General features: G+C 40.1%; 13 protein-coding genes. 3 read left to right on the forward strand and 10 right to left on the reverse strand.

Features of this window, described 5'->3' with window-relative positions; genetic code table 11:
- Position 1: 1 nt before the first annotated feature.
- Entirely contained in the window at positions 2 to 973 is a 972-nt protein-coding gene (locus tag H5087_RS07965; protein ID WP_182671669.1) for a diguanylate cyclase, read from the forward strand.
- A gap of 100 nt (positions 974 to 1,073) precedes the next feature.
- On the opposite strand, the gene H5087_RS07970 is transcribed toward H5087_RS07965, so the two are convergent.
- The 4 genes from H5087_RS07970 to H5087_RS07985 all read right to left on the reverse strand — a co-directional run bounded on the left by H5087_RS07970 (position 1,074) and on the right by H5087_RS07985 (position 6,637).
- Positions 1,074 to 2,588 carry a SpoVR family protein gene (locus H5087_RS07970; protein WP_182671670.1) on the reverse strand — a complete coding sequence of 505 codons (1,515 nt, stop codon included), beginning with the start codon at positions 2,586 to 2,588 and terminating at the stop codon, positions 1,074 to 1,076.
- A 19-nt stretch (positions 2,589 to 2,607) separates the two neighbouring features.
- Entirely contained in the window at positions 2,608 to 3,891 is a 1,284-nt protein-coding gene (locus H5087_RS07975; protein WP_182671671.1) for a YeaH/YhbH family protein, read from the reverse strand.
- Positions 3,892 to 3,922: 31 nt separating this feature from the next.
- On the reverse strand, positions 3,923 to 5,845 hold the full coding sequence (locus H5087_RS07980; protein ID WP_182671672.1) for a PrkA family serine protein kinase: 1,923 nt from the start codon (positions 5,843 to 5,845) through the stop codon (positions 3,923 to 3,925).
- A gap of 210 nt (positions 5,846 to 6,055) precedes the next feature.
- A complete protein-coding gene (locus tag H5087_RS07985) occupies positions 6,056 to 6,637 on the reverse strand; it encodes a superoxide dismutase (protein ID WP_002960323.1) in 582 nt (193 codons plus the stop codon).
- Positions 6,638 to 6,903: 266 nt separating this feature from the next.
- Between H5087_RS07985 and H5087_RS07990 the strand changes: the two genes are divergently transcribed.
- On the forward strand, positions 6,904 to 7,242 hold the full coding sequence (locus tag H5087_RS07990) for a Grx4 family monothiol glutaredoxin (protein WP_004335359.1): 339 nt from the start codon (positions 6,904 to 6,906) through the stop codon (positions 7,240 to 7,242).
- A gap of 89 nt (positions 7,243 to 7,331) precedes the next feature.
- On the opposite strand, the gene H5087_RS07995 is transcribed toward H5087_RS07990, so the two are convergent.
- The 6 genes from H5087_RS07995 to H5087_RS08020 all read right to left on the reverse strand — a co-directional run bounded on the left by H5087_RS07995 (position 7,332) and on the right by H5087_RS08020 (position 14,642).
- Positions 7,332 to 8,645, reverse strand: a complete 1,314-nt coding sequence (locus H5087_RS07995; protein WP_182671673.1) for a PAS domain-containing sensor histidine kinase — start codon at positions 8,643 to 8,645, stop codon at positions 7,332 to 7,334.
- Positions 8,645 to 9,976, reverse strand: coding sequence for a sigma-54 dependent transcriptional regulator (locus tag H5087_RS08000; protein WP_182671674.1), 1,332 nt, complete (start codon positions 9,974 to 9,976; stop codon positions 8,645 to 8,647). Before H5087_RS08000 ends, H5087_RS07995 begins: the two co-directional genes overlap by 1 nt.
- 121 nt (positions 9,977 to 10,097) lie before the next feature.
- Entirely contained in the window at positions 10,098 to 11,306 is a 1,209-nt protein-coding gene (locus H5087_RS08005; protein ID WP_182671675.1) for an ABC transporter permease, read from the reverse strand.
- 12 nt (positions 11,307 to 11,318) lie between these two features.
- Positions 11,319 to 12,632, reverse strand: coding sequence for an ABC transporter permease (locus H5087_RS08010; protein WP_182671676.1), 1,314 nt, complete (start codon positions 12,630 to 12,632; stop codon positions 11,319 to 11,321).
- Between the two features lie 3 nt (positions 12,633 to 12,635).
- Positions 12,636 to 13,346, reverse strand: a complete 711-nt coding sequence (locus tag H5087_RS08015; protein WP_004335374.1) for an ABC transporter ATP-binding protein — start codon at positions 13,344 to 13,346, stop codon at positions 12,636 to 12,638.
- Positions 13,347 to 13,388: 42 nt separating this feature from the next.
- Positions 13,389 to 14,642, reverse strand: coding sequence for an efflux RND transporter periplasmic adaptor subunit (locus H5087_RS08020; protein ID WP_182671677.1), 1,254 nt, complete (start codon positions 14,640 to 14,642; stop codon positions 13,389 to 13,391).
- Between the two features lie 698 nt (positions 14,643 to 15,340).
- On the opposite strand from H5087_RS08020, the gene gltB reads away from it, so the two are divergent.
- On the forward strand, positions 15,341 to 19,798 hold the full coding sequence (gene gltB / locus H5087_RS08025) for a glutamate synthase large subunit (protein ID WP_182671678.1): 4,458 nt from the start codon (positions 15,341 to 15,343) through the stop codon (positions 19,796 to 19,798).

The following is a 19,798-nucleotide window of genomic DNA, read 5'->3' on the forward strand; positions in this document are numbered from 1 at the left end:
TATGGCCGCTGATTTAGAAATGAATGAGATCCATTGGTTAATGGATATGTTTAATACCGTTGATGTAGGCCTTGTGGTACTCGATAGGGATTATAAGGTGTGTGTATGGAATGGTTTTATGGAAAACCATTCAGGGCTTCTACCAAGCGCAGTAAAAGATAAAGATCTATTTGATTTATTTCCTGCAATAGACGAAAAATGGTTTAGAAGTAAATCTGAGTCGGTTTTTGTTTTAAAAAACCGCTCTTTTACGATTTGGGAGCAGCAGCCATACATTTTTAGGTTTAAAAATTATCGACCTATTACTGGTAAAGCTGATTACATGTATCAAAATGCGACATTCATCCCTCTTACCAATACGATGGGCGAAGTTAGCCATATTTGTATTATTTTATATGATGTAACAGATGTCGCGGTAAATAAAAAAGAGCTTGAAGAGTTAAATAAAAAATTAGAACAAGTAAGTCAAACAGATAGCTTAACACAGCTTGCAAACCGTGGACATTGGGAAGGTACGCTACGCCAAGAGTTTTTAAGAGTTAAGCGAAGTGGTGGCTGTAGTACATTATTAATGTTTGATATTGATCACTTTAAAAAAATAAATGATGAATATGGCCATAGCTGTGGTGATGAATCGCTTCGTCATTTATCTAACTTACTACGTACGACGCTGCGCGAGACTGATGTTGCAGGGCGCTATGGCGGTGAAGAGTTTGCAGTGACATTACTTGATACGGACAAAGAAGGCGCTTTTATATTTGCTGAGCGTTTAAGGGTATTGATTGAAACTAACCCTGTTAAGTATAAACACTTTGAAATAACAATGACGGTAAGTATAGGGCTGGCTGGTAGCAGTAATGATTTTAAAAATCATGAGCGCTGGATAGAGGCTGCAGATAAAGCACTGTACCAGTCTAAAAATACAGGGCGAAATAAAGTAATAGCCTACGAAGTTATAAAAAATGACGCTTAAGCGTCATTTTTTATATCCAGAATTTAGGGTTAAATAATACCGTGTTTTTTTACAATCTGCTGGGCAAACCCAATCAGTATGGAAATTGTATTTCCCTTTATTATTGTGTTGTGTGTCGAGAGTCATCTATTGGGCATTGACCAATCATTGAAACTTCACCAGAATTTGACTCTTGTTCTAGTTTTACTTTAAAGCCCCATAATCTGTAAAGATGCTTAAGCACTTCCTCGTGCGAGTTTGCTAAAGGAATATTGTTATGAGGTACATAGCGTAGGGTTAATGAACGGTCACCTCTAATATCAACATCATACACTTGAATGTTAGGCTCATGATTACTTAAATTGTATTGCGCTGAGAGTGCTTCTCTCACAGCCTTATAGCCGTTGTCGTTATGTATTGCGCCAATCTCTAAATGGGGATTATTAGTATGGTCAATAATAGTAAATAATTTAAAATCACGAATTAACTTAGGCGATAAAAACTGGCTAATAAAACTCTCATCTTTAAAGTTTTCCATTGCAAAATGCAGTGTATCTAGCCAGTTACTACCTGCATATTCAGGAAACCAGCGTTTATCTTCTTCAGTTGGGTGTTCACATATTCTGCGAATATCAACCATCATATTAAAGCCTAAAGCATATGGGTTAATGCCTGAATAATATTTACTGTTATAAGGTGGCTGATAAACTACGTTGGTGTGGCTTTGTAAAAACTCTAACATGAAAGAGTCGGTGAGCTTTCCCTCATCATATAAGTGATTAAGGATGGTGTAATGCCAAAAAGTTGCCCAGCCTTCGTTCATTACTTGAGTTTGTTTTTGTGGGTAAAAGTATTGCGAAATTTTACGAACAATACGTATCACTTCACGTTGCCAAGAGTCCAGTAATGGGGCATTTTTTTCAATAAAATACAAAATATTTTCTTGAGGTTCAGAAGGGAAATGGCGGACTTTCTTTTTGGTTTCTTGCTGTTGCTCAGGAATAGTTCGCCATAATTCGTTTACTTGCGATTGAAGGTAGTCTTCGCGCTCTTGTTGGCGTTTTTGCTCTTCAAATAGCGATATTTGTTGTGGACGTTTGTAGCGATCGACCCCGTAATTCATTAATGCATGACATGAGTCGAGTAGGGCTTCTACTTGTGTAATACCATGCTTTTCTTCACAGCGGCTTATGTAGTTTTTAGCAAATACCAAGTAATCAATAATTGAACCTGCATCGGTCCAGGTTTTAAATAAGTAATTACCTTTAAAAAATGAGTTATGTCCGTAACACGCATGTGCCATTACAAGCGCTTGCATAGGTAGGGTGTTTTCTTCCATTAAGTACGCAATACAAGGGTCTGAATTTATCACTATTTCGTAAGCGAGACCCATTTGTCCGCGCTTATAATTTTGCTCTGTTTGAATGAACTTTTTACCGTACGACCAATGACTGTAGCCAATAGGCATACCAACGCTTGAATAAGCATCCATCATTTGCTCTGCGGTTATCACTTCAATTTGATTAGGGTAGGTATCTAACCTATAGTGAGCTGCAACACGAGCAATTTCACCTTGGTACTCATCTAATAAATCAAAGGTCCAATCTGGGCCATCACTCAATCGTTTATCATTCATAATGTTACCTCGCTTTAGGCTATGCAGAGTTTTGCTGTTGACGACCTTTTTTAAATAGCTCCCTAAAAATTGGGTAAATATCTTCAACGCTTTGAATATGCTGTATAGCGAAATTATTATGGCTGTGTGTTATAGATTCATATTCGCGCCATAGGCTTTGATGAGCACGAGTGGTTATTTCAATATAAGCAAAATAGCGTACTGCGCTTAAGAGCTTATTACGTAATATTTCACCACACTGCGGGGTGTCGTCCGCCCAGTTATCGCCATCAGAGGCTTGTGCGGCGTATACATTCCACTCATTTGCGTGATAACGCTCTTTTATTATTTCGTTCATTAATTTAAGAGCGCTCGAAACAATAGTGCCGCCAGTTTCTTGGGAGTAAAAAAACTCTTGTTCGTCAACTTCTTTAGCTTGTGTGTGGTGGCGAATATAAACAACTTCTATGTCTTTATAGCTGCGTGTTAAAAATTGATAGAGCAAAATATAAAAACGCTTTGCCATGTCTTTTGTTGGCTGATCCATTGAGCCTGACACATCCATAATACAAAACATCACGGCTTTGCTGGTGGGGTGAGGGCGCTTTTCGTAATTACGAAAACGTAAATCGTAGTTATCAATAAACGGGACCGATTTAATTTGCACTTTTAATGCTGCAATTTCTTTTTGTAATAAAGCAATTGCCGCTTTATCGCTATGTGAACCAGCAAGCAGCAGAGCAAGTTGTTCTTCGAGCTCTTTTAAACGGCGTTTTTTACCTGCACTCATGGCAACACGCCGTGCAAGCGAGCCTTGAAGAGAGCGGACAATGTCAATATTACTTGGCATGCCGTCGCTACAAAATCCTGCGCGATGGGTTTTCATTTGCACTAACTTATCAAGTTGGTTTTCTTGTAAGTTAGGAAGTTCTAGATCTTCAAACAGTAAATCAAGGTATTCATCTTTTGATATTGAAAATACAAACTCATCTTGTCCCTCGCCCGAATCGCTGGCGTCACCTTCACCGGCACCACCGTCTTGTCCGCCTTTAGGGCGCTCAATTTTATCACCTGTAGAAAACTGATCGTTACCAGGGTGAATTTGTTCTCTATTCCCGCCTTGCCCTTGATGGAATGTAGGTTCGCTGATATCGCGTTGTGGAATAGAAATACTCTCACCAGAGCTTGAATCGGTAACGCTGCGTTTGTTAATCGCATCTGAAACCGCTTCTTTAATTTGTTTTTTATAGCGCCTAATAAAGCGCTGGCGATTAAGCGTACTTTTATTTTTTCCGTTTAAACGCCTATCTATAAAATGCGCCATATTGACCTCCTATATACTACGACTATGAAGGTTATTGCGATTTTCTAACCCGTAAATACCACTCAGAAAGCAAGCGAACTTGTTTTTGTGTATAGCCTTTTTCGACCATACGGTTCACAAAGTCTTCGTGCTTTTGCTGATCCTCTGCAGACGTTTTAGTATTAAACGAAATAACGGGTAGTAAATCTTCGGTATTAGAGAACATTTTTTTCTCAATCACCGTGCGTAGTTTTTCGTAGCTTGTCCATAGTGGGTTTTTGCCGTTGTTGTGTGCACGGGCACGCAGTACAAAGTTCACTATTTCATTACGAAAATCTTTAGGATTAGAAATACCCGCTGGCTTTTCTATTTTTTCAAGTTCAGCGTTTAGCGCTGCGCGGTCAAATAGTTGTCCTGTATCGGGGTCTCGGTATTCTTGGTCTTGTATCCAAAAGTCTGCATAAATAACATAACGGTCAAAAATATTTTGTCCATATTCCGAATACGATTCTAAATAAGCGGTTTGCAGTTCTTTACCTATAAACTCGACATATTGTGGAATTAAATAGCCTTTTAAAAAGCTTAAATAACGCTCTTCTATTTCACTTGAAAATTGCTCGCGCTCTATCTGTTGCTCAAGCACATAGAACAAATGCACCGGATTTGCAGCAACCTCAGTGGTATCAAAGTTAAACACTCGGGACAAAATTTTAAACGCAAAGCGGGTAGAGAGCCCCGTCATACCTTCATCAACCCCTGCGTAATCACGATACTCTTGATACGATTTTGCTTTAGGGTCGGTATCTTTTAGAGTTTCGCCATCGTATACCCGCATTTTAGAATAGATACTTGAATTTTCTGGCTCTTTTAAACGTGATAGCGTCGTAAATTGCGCCAATGTTTTAAGTGTACCCGGTGCACATGGCGCGTTGTATAGCTCACTGTGCTCAAGTAATTTGTCGTAAATTTTAATTTCTTCAGTTACACGTAAGCAATAAGGGACTTTTACAATATAAACACGGTCTAAAAATGCTTCGTTGTTTTTATTGTTTTTAAAGGTTTGCCACTCAGACTCATTCGAGTGAGCGAGGATCATGCCATTAAAGGGCAGGGCACTAATGCCTTCTGTGCCGTTATAGTTACCTTCTTGGGTTGCGGTAAGTAAAGGATGCAGCACTTTAATAGGCGCTTTAAACATTTCTACAAATTCCATCAGCCCTTGGTTAGCTAAACATAAAGAGCCAGAGTAGGCGTATGCATCAGGATCGTTTTGGGCAAAGTGCTCAAGCTGGCGAATATCGACCTTACCAACCAGTGCTGAAATATCTTGGTTGTTTTCATCTCCTGGTTCGGTTTTGGCAATGCCTATTTGGTTTAAAATAGAAGGGTAGCGTTTAACCACTCTAAACTGGCTAATATCACCATTGAACTCTTTTAAGCGTTTGCCAGCCCAAGGCGACATAATGGTTTTTAAGTAGCGCGGTTTAATACCGTACTCTTTGCTGAGTACGTCTGAATCTTCGATAGGATCAAACAAGGAGAGGGGGTGGTCGTTTACAGGAGACCCTTTAATTGAATAAATAGGCACTTGTTGCATTAAATACTTTAGTTTTTCAGCAATGGATGATTTACCCCCACCAACAGGTCCAAGTAAATAAAGCACTTGTTTGCATTCTTCTAGCCCCTGAGCCGCATGTTTTAAATAAGAGACTATTTGCTCAATGGCGTCTTCCATACCATAAAAATCAGCAAAGGCAGGGTAGCGCGCAACTACTCTATTTGAAAATAATCGACTTAGTCGTGCATCCGTTGCGGTATCTACCATGTGTGGTTCGCCAATTGCCATGAGTAGGCGTTCTGGTGCGCTGGCGTAGGCAGACTTATCGGTTTTACAAATCTCAAGAAATTCAGCGATACTGTATTCTTCTTCCTGTGCCGCTTCGTATCGTGCTTGGTAATGCTCAAAAATCGTCATAATAACCTCCGAAACCCGCTGTAAAAAGGTGCTTACCTTTTAAAGTCTAGTCACGAATGTGTATTTTTGTGCAATAAAATTAAAAATTTAAGTGAAAAAAGATCATGTTACTAAAAGCGTTTTATTAAATGATGAGGCGCTTAGGTGTGATAAACAACAAACAAAAAAAGACGCCTAAGCGTCTTTTTTACATTAGCGTTTAAAGGCTAATTAAGCGAAGTTAGCGTTCGCGAATTCCCAGTTAACAAGCGACCAAAAACCTTTAAGGTAATCTGGACGAACGTTACGGTAATCGATGTAGTAAGCGTGTTCCCATAAATCCACTGTAAGGATTGGCGTAACGCCATCATCAGTTAATGGTGTAGCAGCGTTAGATGTATTAACGATGTCTAGTGAACCATCAGCAAGCTTAACTAACCACGTCCAGCTTGAACCAAAGTTATTTACTGCTTTGTCATTTAATGCATCTTTAAACGCATCAAAAGAACCCCATTTAGCGTTGATTGCATCAGCAACTGCGCCAGTAGGCTCGCCGCCGCCGTTTGGAGATAAGCTGTTCCAGTAAAAAGTATGGTTCCAGATTTGTGCTGCGTTGTTAAATACGCCGCCTTCTGATGAACATACGATCTCTTCTAGAGATTTGTTTTCAAACTCAGTACCAGGGATTAAACCATTAAGCTTAACCACGTAAGTGTTGTGGTGTTTGCCATGGTGAAACTCTAGCGTTTCTTTTGAAATATGTGGCTCAAGTGCGTCGATTGCATATGGTAGTGACGGTAGTTCAAATGCCATTTTTTTATCTCCATCTTCTTTGGTTGATAGTCCATTTGATAATACGTAATGCCTGTTGAAACAGAGCAGTTACCTATACCAAGCGGTAATATAGTGTTACTATAATTGTTGAGTATTTTACTCAAGTTTAAGCAAACAGCAATGCTATTGCGAAAGACTATTTCAATTGCGGCTTTATTTGCCCATTTTAAGTTATATATTTGTGGTCACGATGAGTTATTTTCAAGACCTAAATATATTTAGCTATCGTTACTTTGAGGTTGTAGATGGAAACCATTGATAAAATTAAACAGCAAATTTCAGAAAATCCAATAATCCTTTTCATGAAAGGGTCACCAAAATTACCAAATTGTGGTTTTTCTTCACAAGCATCGCAAGCGTTAATGTCATGTGGTGAACCATTTGCATACGTTGATATTTTACTTAATCCAGACATTCGTGCTGAGCTTCCAGCATACGCAAATTGGCCAACATTCCCACAACTTTGGGTAGATGGCGAATTAGTTGGTGGTTGTGACATTATTATCGAAATGTTTCAACGCGGTGAATTACAGCCGTTAATTACAGAAACTGCTGCTAAATACAAAGAAGCTGACGCAGAGTAATTCATTACTCAACCTGAACTCGGGTTATTAAGCTCTTTAAACACAAAGCCACTTTTTAAGTGGCTTTGTTGTTTTTAATTTGTGTAAATTTATGAGTAAGGAAGGCTCACTTGAACGTTTAAGCCGCCCTCTATTTTGTTACGTAAACTTATATGCCCTTGGTGCGCTTCTGCTATTTCTCTGCATAAAGCAAGCCCTAAACCACTCCCCGTACTTTTTGTTGAATAAAAGGGTACTAAAGCATTTGCCATTACTTGCTCGCTCATTCCTTTACCGCAGTCGCTTACATTTATAACACATGCTTGGGGTACAAACTCGACCTGAATATGTATTTCATTGGCGTTGGAGCCTGACTCGTGTGAATTTTTTAATAGGTTTATCAGCAGCTGCTCGAGTTGTGTTTGATCAGCTTGTAATTCATTGTGTGAATTTTTTATTTCGTAGCTAAATTGCCAGTGATTTTTTAAATTATTGAGGGTGTTTTGCCAGTTAACTTGCGTTTTTTGTGGCTGAGGTAATTTAGCAAACTTGCCATAGCCTTGTACAAATTCAGTTAAGTGACTAATTCGCTCATCAATAGTTGCAAATACACGGGCAAGGCGAGGCTCATCAACTTTATTTGCGAGCAATTGTGCGCTGTGTAGCATGGATGACATAGGGCCGAGTGAATTATTTAATTCGTGGCTAATAATGCGTATTACTTTTTTCCACACCGCAACTTCTTGGCGACTAAGTTCACGGGTTAACTGTTTAAATATATATAAATGATGCTTTTGATTATTAAGTAAAAACTCCCCAGTGGCTAAATGCCAAGTTTGCGAGTCTTGATTCTCTATTTCTATATTAAAGAGGCCATCAATACCGTGCTCTATAGCTGCTACTAATTGCAGAGGCGAATTTTCGAGCAATTTACTTAGCTGCATACCTTCAAGGCGAGTTGCGCTATTAAATAAACTACGGCTAATTAAATTACTAAATACCACCGTATTATTATCATTGACCAGCAATAACGCTTGCGGCGAGCTTTGCAATACTTTATCAAGCATTAACTCGCGCTGGTAAATCCATTGTTTTTCTTGGCGAAGCTGTTTTGCGGTTTGATTATAAAGTTGGCATAGTTTTCCAAGTTCATCATTACTTTTATACGCAAGCAAACTGGAGAGCTCACCATCTTTAAAATTAAGTAATCCGGTTTCAAGCGATTGCATGCCAAGCTTTATTGGCTTGGAGAGAGCTCTTGAAAGCAGGGTGCTAAATGTAAGCGTTAGTAATATTAAAAACAGAGTGTAGTAAATATCAAAGCCACTTAGCGCGGCAATAATAACAACAGGCAGCGCGCTACAAAACCCGCAAATTAATACAACCTTTTGGCTTAGGGTAAAGTTGCTAATAATGTTTAGCATTAATAATCAATACCCATTTTTTGTAACCGCCTGTAAAGTGCTTGTCGGCTTAAACCAAATTCACGGGCCACTTTGGCTATAACACCTTGATGAGCGCGCATTGCGTGTTCTATTTCTTGTTTGGTCGGCTCTGCTTTTGCTTCTTGTTGAGCAGTAACCGGTGACGAAAGTACAAAGTCATCGACTGTAAGCGCACCTGTAGGTTTTAGTACCGCTACGCGTTTACAAGCGTTTTCTAGCTCTCGAACGTTACCCGGCCATTTGTAATGTTGAAGTGCTTGCTCTGTGTTTATAGTCAGCTCTCGGTGAGGTAAAAAATGGCTAATAAGTGCTAAAACATCATCTTGTCTTTCGCTTAGGGCAGGCACATTGAGCTCAATTACATTAAGGCGATAATATAAGTCTTCCCTAAATCTACCTTGTTGAATTGCTTGTAGTAAGTTTTCGTTAGTGGCCGATATAACCCGCACATCTACTTTTCGTGTTTTTGTTGAGCCTAAACGTTCAAACTCGCCGGTTTGTAGTACGCGTAGTAATTTTATTTGTCCTGAAAGTGGTAAATTACCAATTTCATCTAAAAATAACGTACCGCCATCAGCTGCTTCAAATCGACCAATACGTTGTTTGGTTATCCCCGTATATGCACCGGCTTCAGCGCCAAAAAGTTCGGCTTCTATAAGTTCTTGTGGTAGTGCGCCTGCGTTTACCTTAATAAAAGGTTGCGATACAAGTGGGGAGTTTTTTTGAATGATATGCGCAATGCACTCTTTACCACTCCCATTAGGGCCTGTAATTAATGCAGATATATCAGATTTAGCCACTTGAAGCGCCATAGTGACCAGTCGTTCCATCGCAGTACTTTTAAATATTAGCCCGGCAAGGTCTGCGCTTTTAAATGTACCTTCACGCTCTTGTTGATGGCGATTATGTGCAGCAACTATTTTTTTAGCACTGCCTAGCTCTATTAAGTTAGCGATACAAACTAGTAGTTTTGCATCATCCCAGGGTTTTGGTAAGTAATCGGCAGCACCTGCTTTTACAAGCTCAATAGCGGTAGCAAGTTCGGTCCAGGCTGTAATAAGTATAATAGGGAGGTGTGGGTTTATTTCTCGTAGTTCATAAAACAAGGCTTTACCTTCTTCGCCAGAGGTGGTGTCGCTGGTAAAGTTCATGTCTTGAATTACAAGCTCAATTCGCTGATAGCGAACTATTTGCAGAGCATCAAACGGATTTGTTGCAGTGACTACCGAAAAGTCGTGGATTTCGAGCAACAATGAAAGTGCATCGAGTACTGCTTGGTTATCATCAACAATGAGTATTTTATGAGTCATAGGTTATTTTTATAATTTTTTAATGGCTACACTGCCTTACTAATCACTGTAGCATAGTGATTTTTACATGATTTAGTAACCTAAACTCTGGATAATAAATCTACCTTAAGCGGATTCTAGGTTAAATTGTGCGAGTTGCGATACTGGGCGAAATATTAGCAGCGCGTTTAGCCGGCGCTAATACCGCAAGTAAGCTCATTAAAAATACGGCAATGGCGGTAACGGCTATATAACTTGGCGGTAGTGCAGCTACAGAAAAATACTGCATTAACATTTTCCCAAGCAGTATTGCTGTTACTACACCTAAGGCTAAACCTAGGCTACAAATTAATGCATTTTCTACTAAAAAGTAGCTAACAATAGCTGACTTTCTTGCGCCAAGTGCTCTGCGTGTACCAATTTGCTTAGTACGTTTGCTAATATTAAATAAGGTTAAGCCAAAAATACCGAGAGCGGTTATAAGCACTAAAATAGTGATTAATACTATGAGCATGCGCATCATAAGGCGATCTTGAGCGGTATACTCATTTTTTAATTCATCAAGCCCTTTAATGTTGTTAATAACGCGTTTGCTGTAATTTTCGAGCATAGCATTTTCTATTTCTTTCATTACAGCTGCTCGATGACCAGGCTCTGTACGAACGGCAACTTGTGCATAACTTGCTGCTTTAATATAAGGAATAAACGCAAGATTATCGGGTTTACTGTCTTTGAGCCACGGGCCTTTCATTTTTCCGATCACGCCAATAATTTTAAGCGGTAGGTCGCCAAAATAAACTATTTTCCCTAAACCGTCTCCATCAGGGTAGAGCTCATCAAGTAGGGCTTTAGTGACTATAGTGACATTGGTGCGCTCTTGCGTAATTTCATTTGTTACAAGCACTTCATCTTCGGTAAAATTTCGCCCAGCAATTAAGTTAACGCCGTAGGTATTAATAGCATGGTCATCTATAAAGAAATAAGCGGTTCTTACACTTAGGCCTTCTTGAGGAGCTGGTTTTAAATTAAAACTAGAGGCACTACCACCGCCGGATAGCGGGATGCTACTGCTTAATGCGGCATCGACTACGCCTGGCATTTCTCTGATCATGGTTTCATCAAGCTCAAATTGTTGACTTAAGTTAATATCCTTTCCAAAAGTCATTACATTAAACTTAAATATATCTTGCTCAGGGTAGCCTGTTTCTTGGTTTAAATAGCTAATTCTATCTTGAATAATAAATGCAGCATTACTGACAATTGCCGTGGTGATTGCAATTTGAATTAGCAGTAAAACAGCGCCTACCTTTGAGCGACATAAGGCATTAAATATAGGTTTTATTTCTAACATTGTGGTATTCCCTTACTGGCTCTTAAGATAAATAGCAGGATTGGTTTTGCACACTAACCAAGCAGGGTACAAACCAGCAAAAATACAGGTTGTAATTGCAATTAATGGGGCGCTCAATAGCATGGTTAAATCCATAGTCGCTAAGTTTTCATAGTAGTCGTAGCTTTGCCCTACGCCCATTAAGCCAAGTTGTGCTATTACAATTCCAAGTAGGCCACCTATAAAGCCAAGCATGGCGACCTCAACTAAGTGCTGTAAAAATATTTGTCTTTTACTTGCACCTAATGCGCGCCTTACACCGACCTCTGGTGCTCGGCGTAAAAATTTAGCTAAAAGTAAACCTAAAATATTGGCTAAGCAGACACCTAAAAACATAAAGCTCAAGCCCACTAAAATTTTATTGTCTTCGGTGACGACGTTGTTGTACTGCATCCATTGGTTTACATCGCGAAGTTTATACTCAAGTTCTTTACGATTAAATCGACCACGCTTTTGCTGCTCTTGCATGTAGGCTAATAAGTAATTTTGATAGGCTTGTTTTTGTTCAAGCGTATTTAGCTCTGCCCAAAACTGGATCCATACTTGCTCCGATTGCAGTTTATCGGCAAAGGTTGGCGTGTTTTCGTGCTTCCAACCATTGCTATTACCCCAACTAACGAGCTCTTTTGCTTTAATTAAACTAAAAGGCATAAATAAATCTTCGGCTTGATTAAATGCGCCGTTATTTAAATCATAATATTTAATATTCAGAGGCCAATGGTTAATAACACCAACTACTTGATAGCTGCCATCATCTAAGTAAATTAGTTCTCCAACGGAGTTTTTTCCTGCAAATAGCTTGTCGTTTAGCTCTTGTGTAATAACTACAACGGGTGCGGCTGAATTTTCTTGCTCTGTGCTCCACGTTCCGCCATATAAAAATGACAAATTAAACATGCTAAAAAAGTCTGGCGTTGTCATGCGGGCACTGCCAATAAAAGGTTTTATTTTGTCAGAGTCTAAATAAACCGAAAAGCCGGTACGCATCATGGCCACTTTCCTATCTAAAGAGGGTGCCTTTAATAAGTTCTCTGCATCTTGATAAGTCAGTTGCAGTGGCATGTTATCTTCTGTTCGCCACGTACTACCATCGTCCATTGTTTGTAATTGTACACTGTAAAGTTGGCTGCTTTTTTCTGGGATAGGATCGGCCGACATCATGTGATAAACACTAAGGCTGGTCATTGTTATGCCTATACCTATCGCAATGGCAAGTACCATTAAAAAGCTAACCAGTGGGGTGCGCTTGAAGCTGCGCCAACTTAAATCTAAATAATGAATAAACATTAGTTAAACCCCCGATGCTGTTTTTATAGTTTGCGCGCCCTGATAAAGCGTAAAGTCGGCAAGTTGTCCATCAACTACTTGAATATTACGCGGAGCACGGCGGGCTAATTCGCTATCATGCGTTACCATTACAATAGTGGCACCGTCGCGATTGATTTGTTCAAGTAACTCCATAACTTGGCGAGCCATTAAGCTGTCGAGGTTACCTGTTGGCTCATCGGCAAGTAAAAAACGAGGTTCACCAGCAAGCGCACGGGCTATTGCTACACGTTGTTGCTGGCCACCAGAGAGTTGTTGAGGTAAGTGTTTAGCGCGAGATGCTAAACCAACTTGTTCAAGGCATTGCTCAATTCGACGTTTTCGCTCATTTGCTTTAATCCCTCTGTAGCGAAGAGGAACTTCTATGTTTTCATATAAATTTAAATCGGGGATTAAATTAAAGCCTTGGAATATAAAGCCAATTTTTTGATTACGTAAATCAGCACGTTGGTTATCGTTTAGGCTGCCAACATTAACGCCATCTAACAGGTATTCACCTTCGTTAAAAGGCTCGAGCATACCTGCAATATTTAAAAAGGTTGTTTTTCCTGAGCCGCTAGGACCGGTAACAGCAATAAATTCGCCTTCGTTTACTTGTAGGTTAAAGTCTCGAAGCGCATGGGTTTGTACCATTTCTGTTTGGTATACTTTACTTACATTGTTCATTTGTAACATGGTTGTTCCTAATTATTTTTAGCGTTGGTTGAGAACGTCTGTTTAATTTAATAAAATCGTATCGGCTTGCTTAAAGTCGCTGTAGCTTGAAATAATAATTTCATCGTTTTCTTTTAGTCCGCTCAAAAGCTCAACCGCATTAATGCTGGTGGCGCCTATTGTAATAGGTATGCGCTTTGCAATATTGCCTTCTACCTTATAAGCAAAAATTCCTCCTTGCTGCATAAAAGCGCCGCGTTTTACCTGCATTACACCTTCTCGGTTGTCGAGTAAAATACGTGCAGTTAAGCGTTGGTTTTGACGAATGTTGTTAGTAACACCTTTAAATCGGACGCGTGCTGTTACTTCACGATTATTAACTTCTGGGGATATGGCGGATAAATTCCCCATCACTGTTTCATTGCCTAACTTAAGCTCTACTTCCATACCGAGTCCTAATTCGTTGGCGTAACTTTCAGGTACTTGAAGTTCCGCTTCGAAATTACTTAAGTCGACGAGAGTCATAAGAGGTTGGCTTTGCGTCACTGCGGCTTTTTGTTGCACAAGTAGGTTACCCACGATCCCTGTAACGGAAGCCTTAATAGATAGGTTGCTTACTTTTCTTATTAAATCATCAACAATAAGTTGTTGGCGGGTCACATCACTTTTAGCAGCTTGTAGTTCAAAGGCGAGCGTGTCTTTGGCAAGCAATACCTCTTGTTGCGCATGTTTATAGGTGAGTCTTGCACGTGATAAATCATCAACTGCTTTTTCAAGATCAATTTGGCTAATCAAGTGCTTTTGAATTGATAACTGTGCGCGACGATTTTCGCGCTCAGCGGCGTTAAGCTCAACTTGTGCCATATCGAGTGTTTTATTTAAGGTGAGTGTTTGGCGTCTTGCTTGCAAATGTTGCCTTTGCTGCTCGCCTTGTAGTCGTTTAAGTACAGACTCCTGTTGCTTTAATTCGTTAGTTAACTCAGGGCTTTGCAGCAGGGCAAGTGTGTTGCCTTGCTTTACTGTATCGCCGGCCTTTACTTTTAAATCTATAAATCCACGTTCTGGGCTGTAGATTTTAGGAGCATTAGCAGCAACAATTTTACCACTGGCGGCAATGTCTCGAATGAGCGCTTTAACGTGTACTTTGGCAACCTGTACTTTTGAGCGGCTAATAGAGCTTTTAGCGCTATGACTCGTTAAAAAAATATAAGCAATTGTAGAGGCTGCAATGAAAATAACCGCAGTGATTATCGCGTATTTCTTATAGCTTATAGGTGCCTTTACTTGTACGTCTTGTGCGCTGGTATCTTTAATCATTTAATTCCCCCTACATTGCTTTTATGTATTTTTCGCACAGCAGTAATAAAGCTGCTGTGCAAATGGCGGCAATAGGAGAGAGCAAAAATAAGCTTAGAGTAAACATGGTAATTCCAATTAGCGATTATACGTAAAGTTATACGATTAATATGCCAACTATTATCACATTGATATTAAAGTGCTTTTTATTTTTTGTTCTTGAAAATGATGTCCGCGGACAGTTTTTATGTCCGCATCGGACACCGCTTTAAATAAAAATTCACTATTAATGTACAAAAAAGGACATGAACTTTCATAACTATACTAATGAGCAGCAATAATCGGGGATGTTAAGCCATTAAAGTAATGAAATAGCATAAAACTATCTAAATGTTAACTGAATAGTGCTTCACGAGTTGAATACTTATTCACTTTCGCTCGACTTTACGTTTACGTAAGCTGCGACTTTAAGCGCTTGTGTTTTTTACAATATGTTAAACTTGACACCAGTGTCATGAAAAAATAGTGGTTAAAATAACGCTAAATGTTAAAAATAATGATAAAAAGAAATCTTGCTATGAAGTGAGAAATATTCAAGAATGTGAATATGTATTCAAAGTGCTATTGACTCTATTTAAGATAGAGGCTAGTTTTGTCCGTCTGTTAGCAAATCGTCGAGCAGTTCATCCACGCTAACAGTGCAGCAAGGGGAGGGGTCTATGTTATACGACTCAAAGTTAGAAAAAGAAAATTGTGGCTTTGGCTTAATAGCCCAAGTTAATGGTCAAGCTAGTCATAGGCTTATTCGTACTGCTATTACGGGGCTTGATCGCATGCAGCACCGTGGCGGTATATCTGCCGATGGTAAAACAGGTGATGGCTGTGGTTTATTATTACAAAAACCAGATAGCTTTTTCCGTGCAATTGCCAGTGAACATAATTGGCACTTAGGCAAAAACTACGCAGTGGGTATGATATTTTTAAATTCAGACCCTGTTTTAGCACAAGCTGCAAAACAAATACTTAGCGAAGAATTAGAAAAAGAAACGCTAAATATTTTAGGTTGGCGTGTTGTACCAACCGACCCATCTATGTTGGGTCCTATTGCTGTACAGCAATTACCAGGTTTTGAACAAATTTTTGTTAGCGCGCCAGAAGGTTGGCGTTCTAAAGACTTAGAGCGTCGCTTATATGTAGCACGCCGCCGCGCTGAAAAGCGCATTGTTGATGATGAAGCTTTCTATATCGCAAGTTTATCTGGTTTGGTAACTATCTATAAAGGCTTAATGATGCCTGCGGATTTACCTAATTTTTACCTAGATTTAGCTGATATTCGTATGACGAGTGCGATTTGTGTTTTCCATCAGCGCTTTTCTACTAATACTCAGCCGCGTTGGCCTTTAGCTCAACCTTTCCGCTATTTAGCACACAATGGTGAAATTAATACTATTGAAGGTAACCGCCAGTGGGCACGCGCACGTTCTTATAAATTTGCGTCACCGCTTATACCTGACTTACAAAGCGCAGCGCCGTTTGTAAACGAAACCGGTTCTGATTCATCAAGCCTAGATAATATGCTTGAGCTATTTTTAGCTGGCGGCATGGATCTATTCCGCGCTATGCGTATGCTCGTTCCGCCTGCATGGCAGAAAAACCGTGCAATGGATGATGATTTACGTGCATTTTACGACTTTAACTCTATGCATATGGAACCATGGGATGGCCCGGCAGGTATTGTTATGTCGGATGGTCGTTTTGCGGCGTGTAACCTTGACCGTAATGGACTTCGCCCAGCACGTTATGTAATTACGCAAGATGGTTTTATTACCCTCGCATCAGAAGTGGGTATTTGGGATTACACTGCCGATGAAGTAGTTGAAAAAGGCCGTGTTGGTCCTGGTGAATTATTAGTTATTGATACTAAACTTGGTAAAATTTGGCATTCAGATGAAATCGATCAAGATTTAAAATCTCGCCATCCTTACAAGTCATGGCTTGAAGAAAATGTTAAACGTTTAGTTCCATTTGAAGATCTTACTGAGCAAGACGCTGGTAATCGCTCATTTGATGACGAAACGCTAGCTAAATATCAAAAAATGTTTGGTTATACCAACGAAGAGCTTGATAGCGTTATTCGTGTAATGGGTGAAAACGGCCAAGAAGCGACAGGCTCAATGGGTGATGACACACCATTTGCTGTGCTTAGTGAAGGGCATCGTTCACTTTATGATTACTTCCGCCAAAAATTTGCGCAAGTAACAAACCCACCTATCGATCCACTACGTGAAAACCATGTAATGTCGCTTGCAACCTGTATTGGTAGTGAGCAAAACGTATTTAACGAAACAACAGGTCATGCTAAGCGCCTACAGTTTGATACGCCAATTTTAATGTACGCAGACATGCAGCAGCTATTAAATGCTGATGAAGCGCATTACAGCTACTGTAAAATTGATATTACCTACACAGTTGAAGAAGGTTTAGAAAACGCGGTTACGCGTATTTGTGACCAAGCACAAGAAAAAGCAGATGCGGGCTGTATCATGCTAATTTTAACTGACCGTAACTTTGATGAAACAAATTTACCAATTCCAGCAGCTATGGCTGTAGGTGCGGTACAAAAACGCTTAGTTGATAATAACTTGCGCTGTGAATCAAACATTATCATTGAAACTGGCAGCGTGCGAGATGCGCACCAGTTTGCTGTGCTATTAGGTTTTGGTGCTACGGCAATTTATCCATACCTTGCGTATGAATCGTTAGTTGCGATGAGCGACAGCAAAATTATTGATAAGTCGTATTGCGAAGTGACCCTTGCTTATCGTAAAGCCATTAATAAGGGCTTGTACAAAATTATGTCTAAAATGGGCATAAGTACGGTTGCGTCTTATCGTTGTTCAATGTTGTTTGAAGCGGTGGGATTATCTGATGCGATTATTGAAATGTGCTTTAAAGGCGTTGCAAGTCGTATACAAGGTGCATGCTTTACCGACTTTGATGACGATCAGCAAAGTTTGCACAAACTTGCTTTAAGTAAGCGTAAATTATTAAGCCACGGTGGTTTATTTAAGTACGTTCACGGTGGTGAGTATCATGCTTATAATCCAGATGTTATTCAAACTCTGCAAAAAGCGGTTCGTTCAGGTGATTATAAGGACTACAGTGCGTACGCTGATTTAGTTAATAATCGTCCAATAGCGACTTTGCGCGATATGTTAGCGCTTAAACTACCTGAGCAAGGTATAAGCATCGATGAAGTAGAGTCTGCAGAAAACCTATACAAGCGTTTTGACTCAGCAGCAATGAGTATTGGTGCGTTATCACCAGAAGCTCATGAAGCGCTAGCAATTGCAATGAACCGCTTAGGTGGTTGTTCAAACTCTGGTGAAGGCGGTGAAGATAAACTGCGTTATGGTACAGAGAAAAACTCGCGTATTAAGCAAGTCGCTTCAGGTCGATTTGGTGTAACGCCTCATTACTTACGCAGTGCTGACGTTATTCAAATTAAAGTAGCGCAAGGTGCAAAACCAGGCGAAGGTGGACAATTACCAGGTGAAAAAGTAACGCCGTATATTGCTAAGCTTCGTTATTCGGTACCAGGTGTTACGTTAATTTCGCCACCACCGCATCACGATATTTACTCAATTGAAGATTTAGCACAGCTAATTTTCGATTTAAAACAAGTAAACCCTAAAGCACTTATTTCTGTAAAACTTGTTTCAGAGCCAGGTGTTGGAACCATTGCAACAGGTGTTGCTAAAGCATATGCCGATTTAATTACTATTTCTGGCTACGACGGCGGTACAGGCGCAAGCCCACTTACTTCTGTTAAATATGCGGGTAGTCCATGGGAGCTTGGACTTGCTGAAACACAGCAAGCACTAGTTGAAAATGGCCTTCGTCATCGCATTCGCCTGCAAACAGATGGTGGCTTAAAAACAGGTTTAGATATTATTAAAGCAGCAATTTTAGGTGCTGAAAGCTTTGGCTTTGGTACTGGTCCAATGGTTGCCCTTGGGTGTAAATACTTACGTATTTGTCACTTAAATAACTGTGCGACCGGCGTTGCAACACAAGACGAAACACTTCGTCAAAAGCATTATCACGGCTTACCAGAAATGGCGATGAACTACTTTAAGTTTATAGCGCAAGAAGCGCGTGAAATTATGGCTAGCCTAGGCGTTGCAAATTTAACTGACTTAATTGGCCGTTTAGATTTATTAGAAGAAATTGAAGGCAAAACTGCAAAGCAGAAGAAAATTGATTTATCGTCTGTTATTGCTCAGCCGAACAACCCAACTGGCGAAACACTGTATTGTAGTGCGCCTAACAGTTCGCATTACCTAGGTAAGTTAAACGAAAGTTTATTAGCTAAAGCGCAAGAGGCAATTGATACGTCAAGCGGTATCTCGCTTGTGAGTCGTATTTGTAATACTGACCGCTCTGTAGGTGCAATGCTTTCGGGTTATATTGCTGATAAACATGGTAATCAAGGTATGGCGGCAGACCCCGTAGCAATTGAATTACACGGTACGGCGGGTCAATCGTTTGGTGTTTGGAATGCCGGTGGTCTTGAAATGACATTGGTTGGCGATGCTAACGATTACGTAGGTAAAGGCATGGCAGGCGGTAAGTTAGTGATTCGTCCACCACTTGGCTCATCTTTTGAAAGCCATAAAGCAACTATTGCCGGAAACACGTGTTTGTACGGCGCTACAGGCGGAAAACTTTTTGCAGCGGGTTGTGCCGGTGAGCGCTTTGCAGTTCGTAACTCAGGTGTGCAAGCGGTTGTTGAAGGTGTAGGTGACAACGGTTGTGAATACATGACCGGTGGCGTTGTGTGTGTACTTGGTAATGTAGGTGTTAACTTTGGCGCGGGTATGACTGGTGGTTTTGCTTATATTTTAGACGAGCGAAATGATTTTGAAAAACGCATTAATCCAGAGCTTGTAGAAATAGTAACACTAGACGAATTAACGTCGCATCAAGAACATTTACGCGGCTTAATTGCTGAGCATTTAGAGCTTACGGGTTCGTGCAGAGCAGAAAGCATTTTAGCTAACTTTGAACTGTACTTACCGATGTTCAAATTAGTAAAACCAAAATCAAGCGACGTAAAAAGTTTACTCGGGCATCGCGCTCGCAGTAGTGCCGAACTACGTGTTCAGGCGCAATAA

This window comes from Pseudoalteromonas sp. SR43-7 (assembly GCF_014163785.1).
Lineage (GTDB): Bacteria > Pseudomonadota > Gammaproteobacteria > Enterobacterales > Alteromonadaceae > Pseudoalteromonas > Pseudoalteromonas distincta.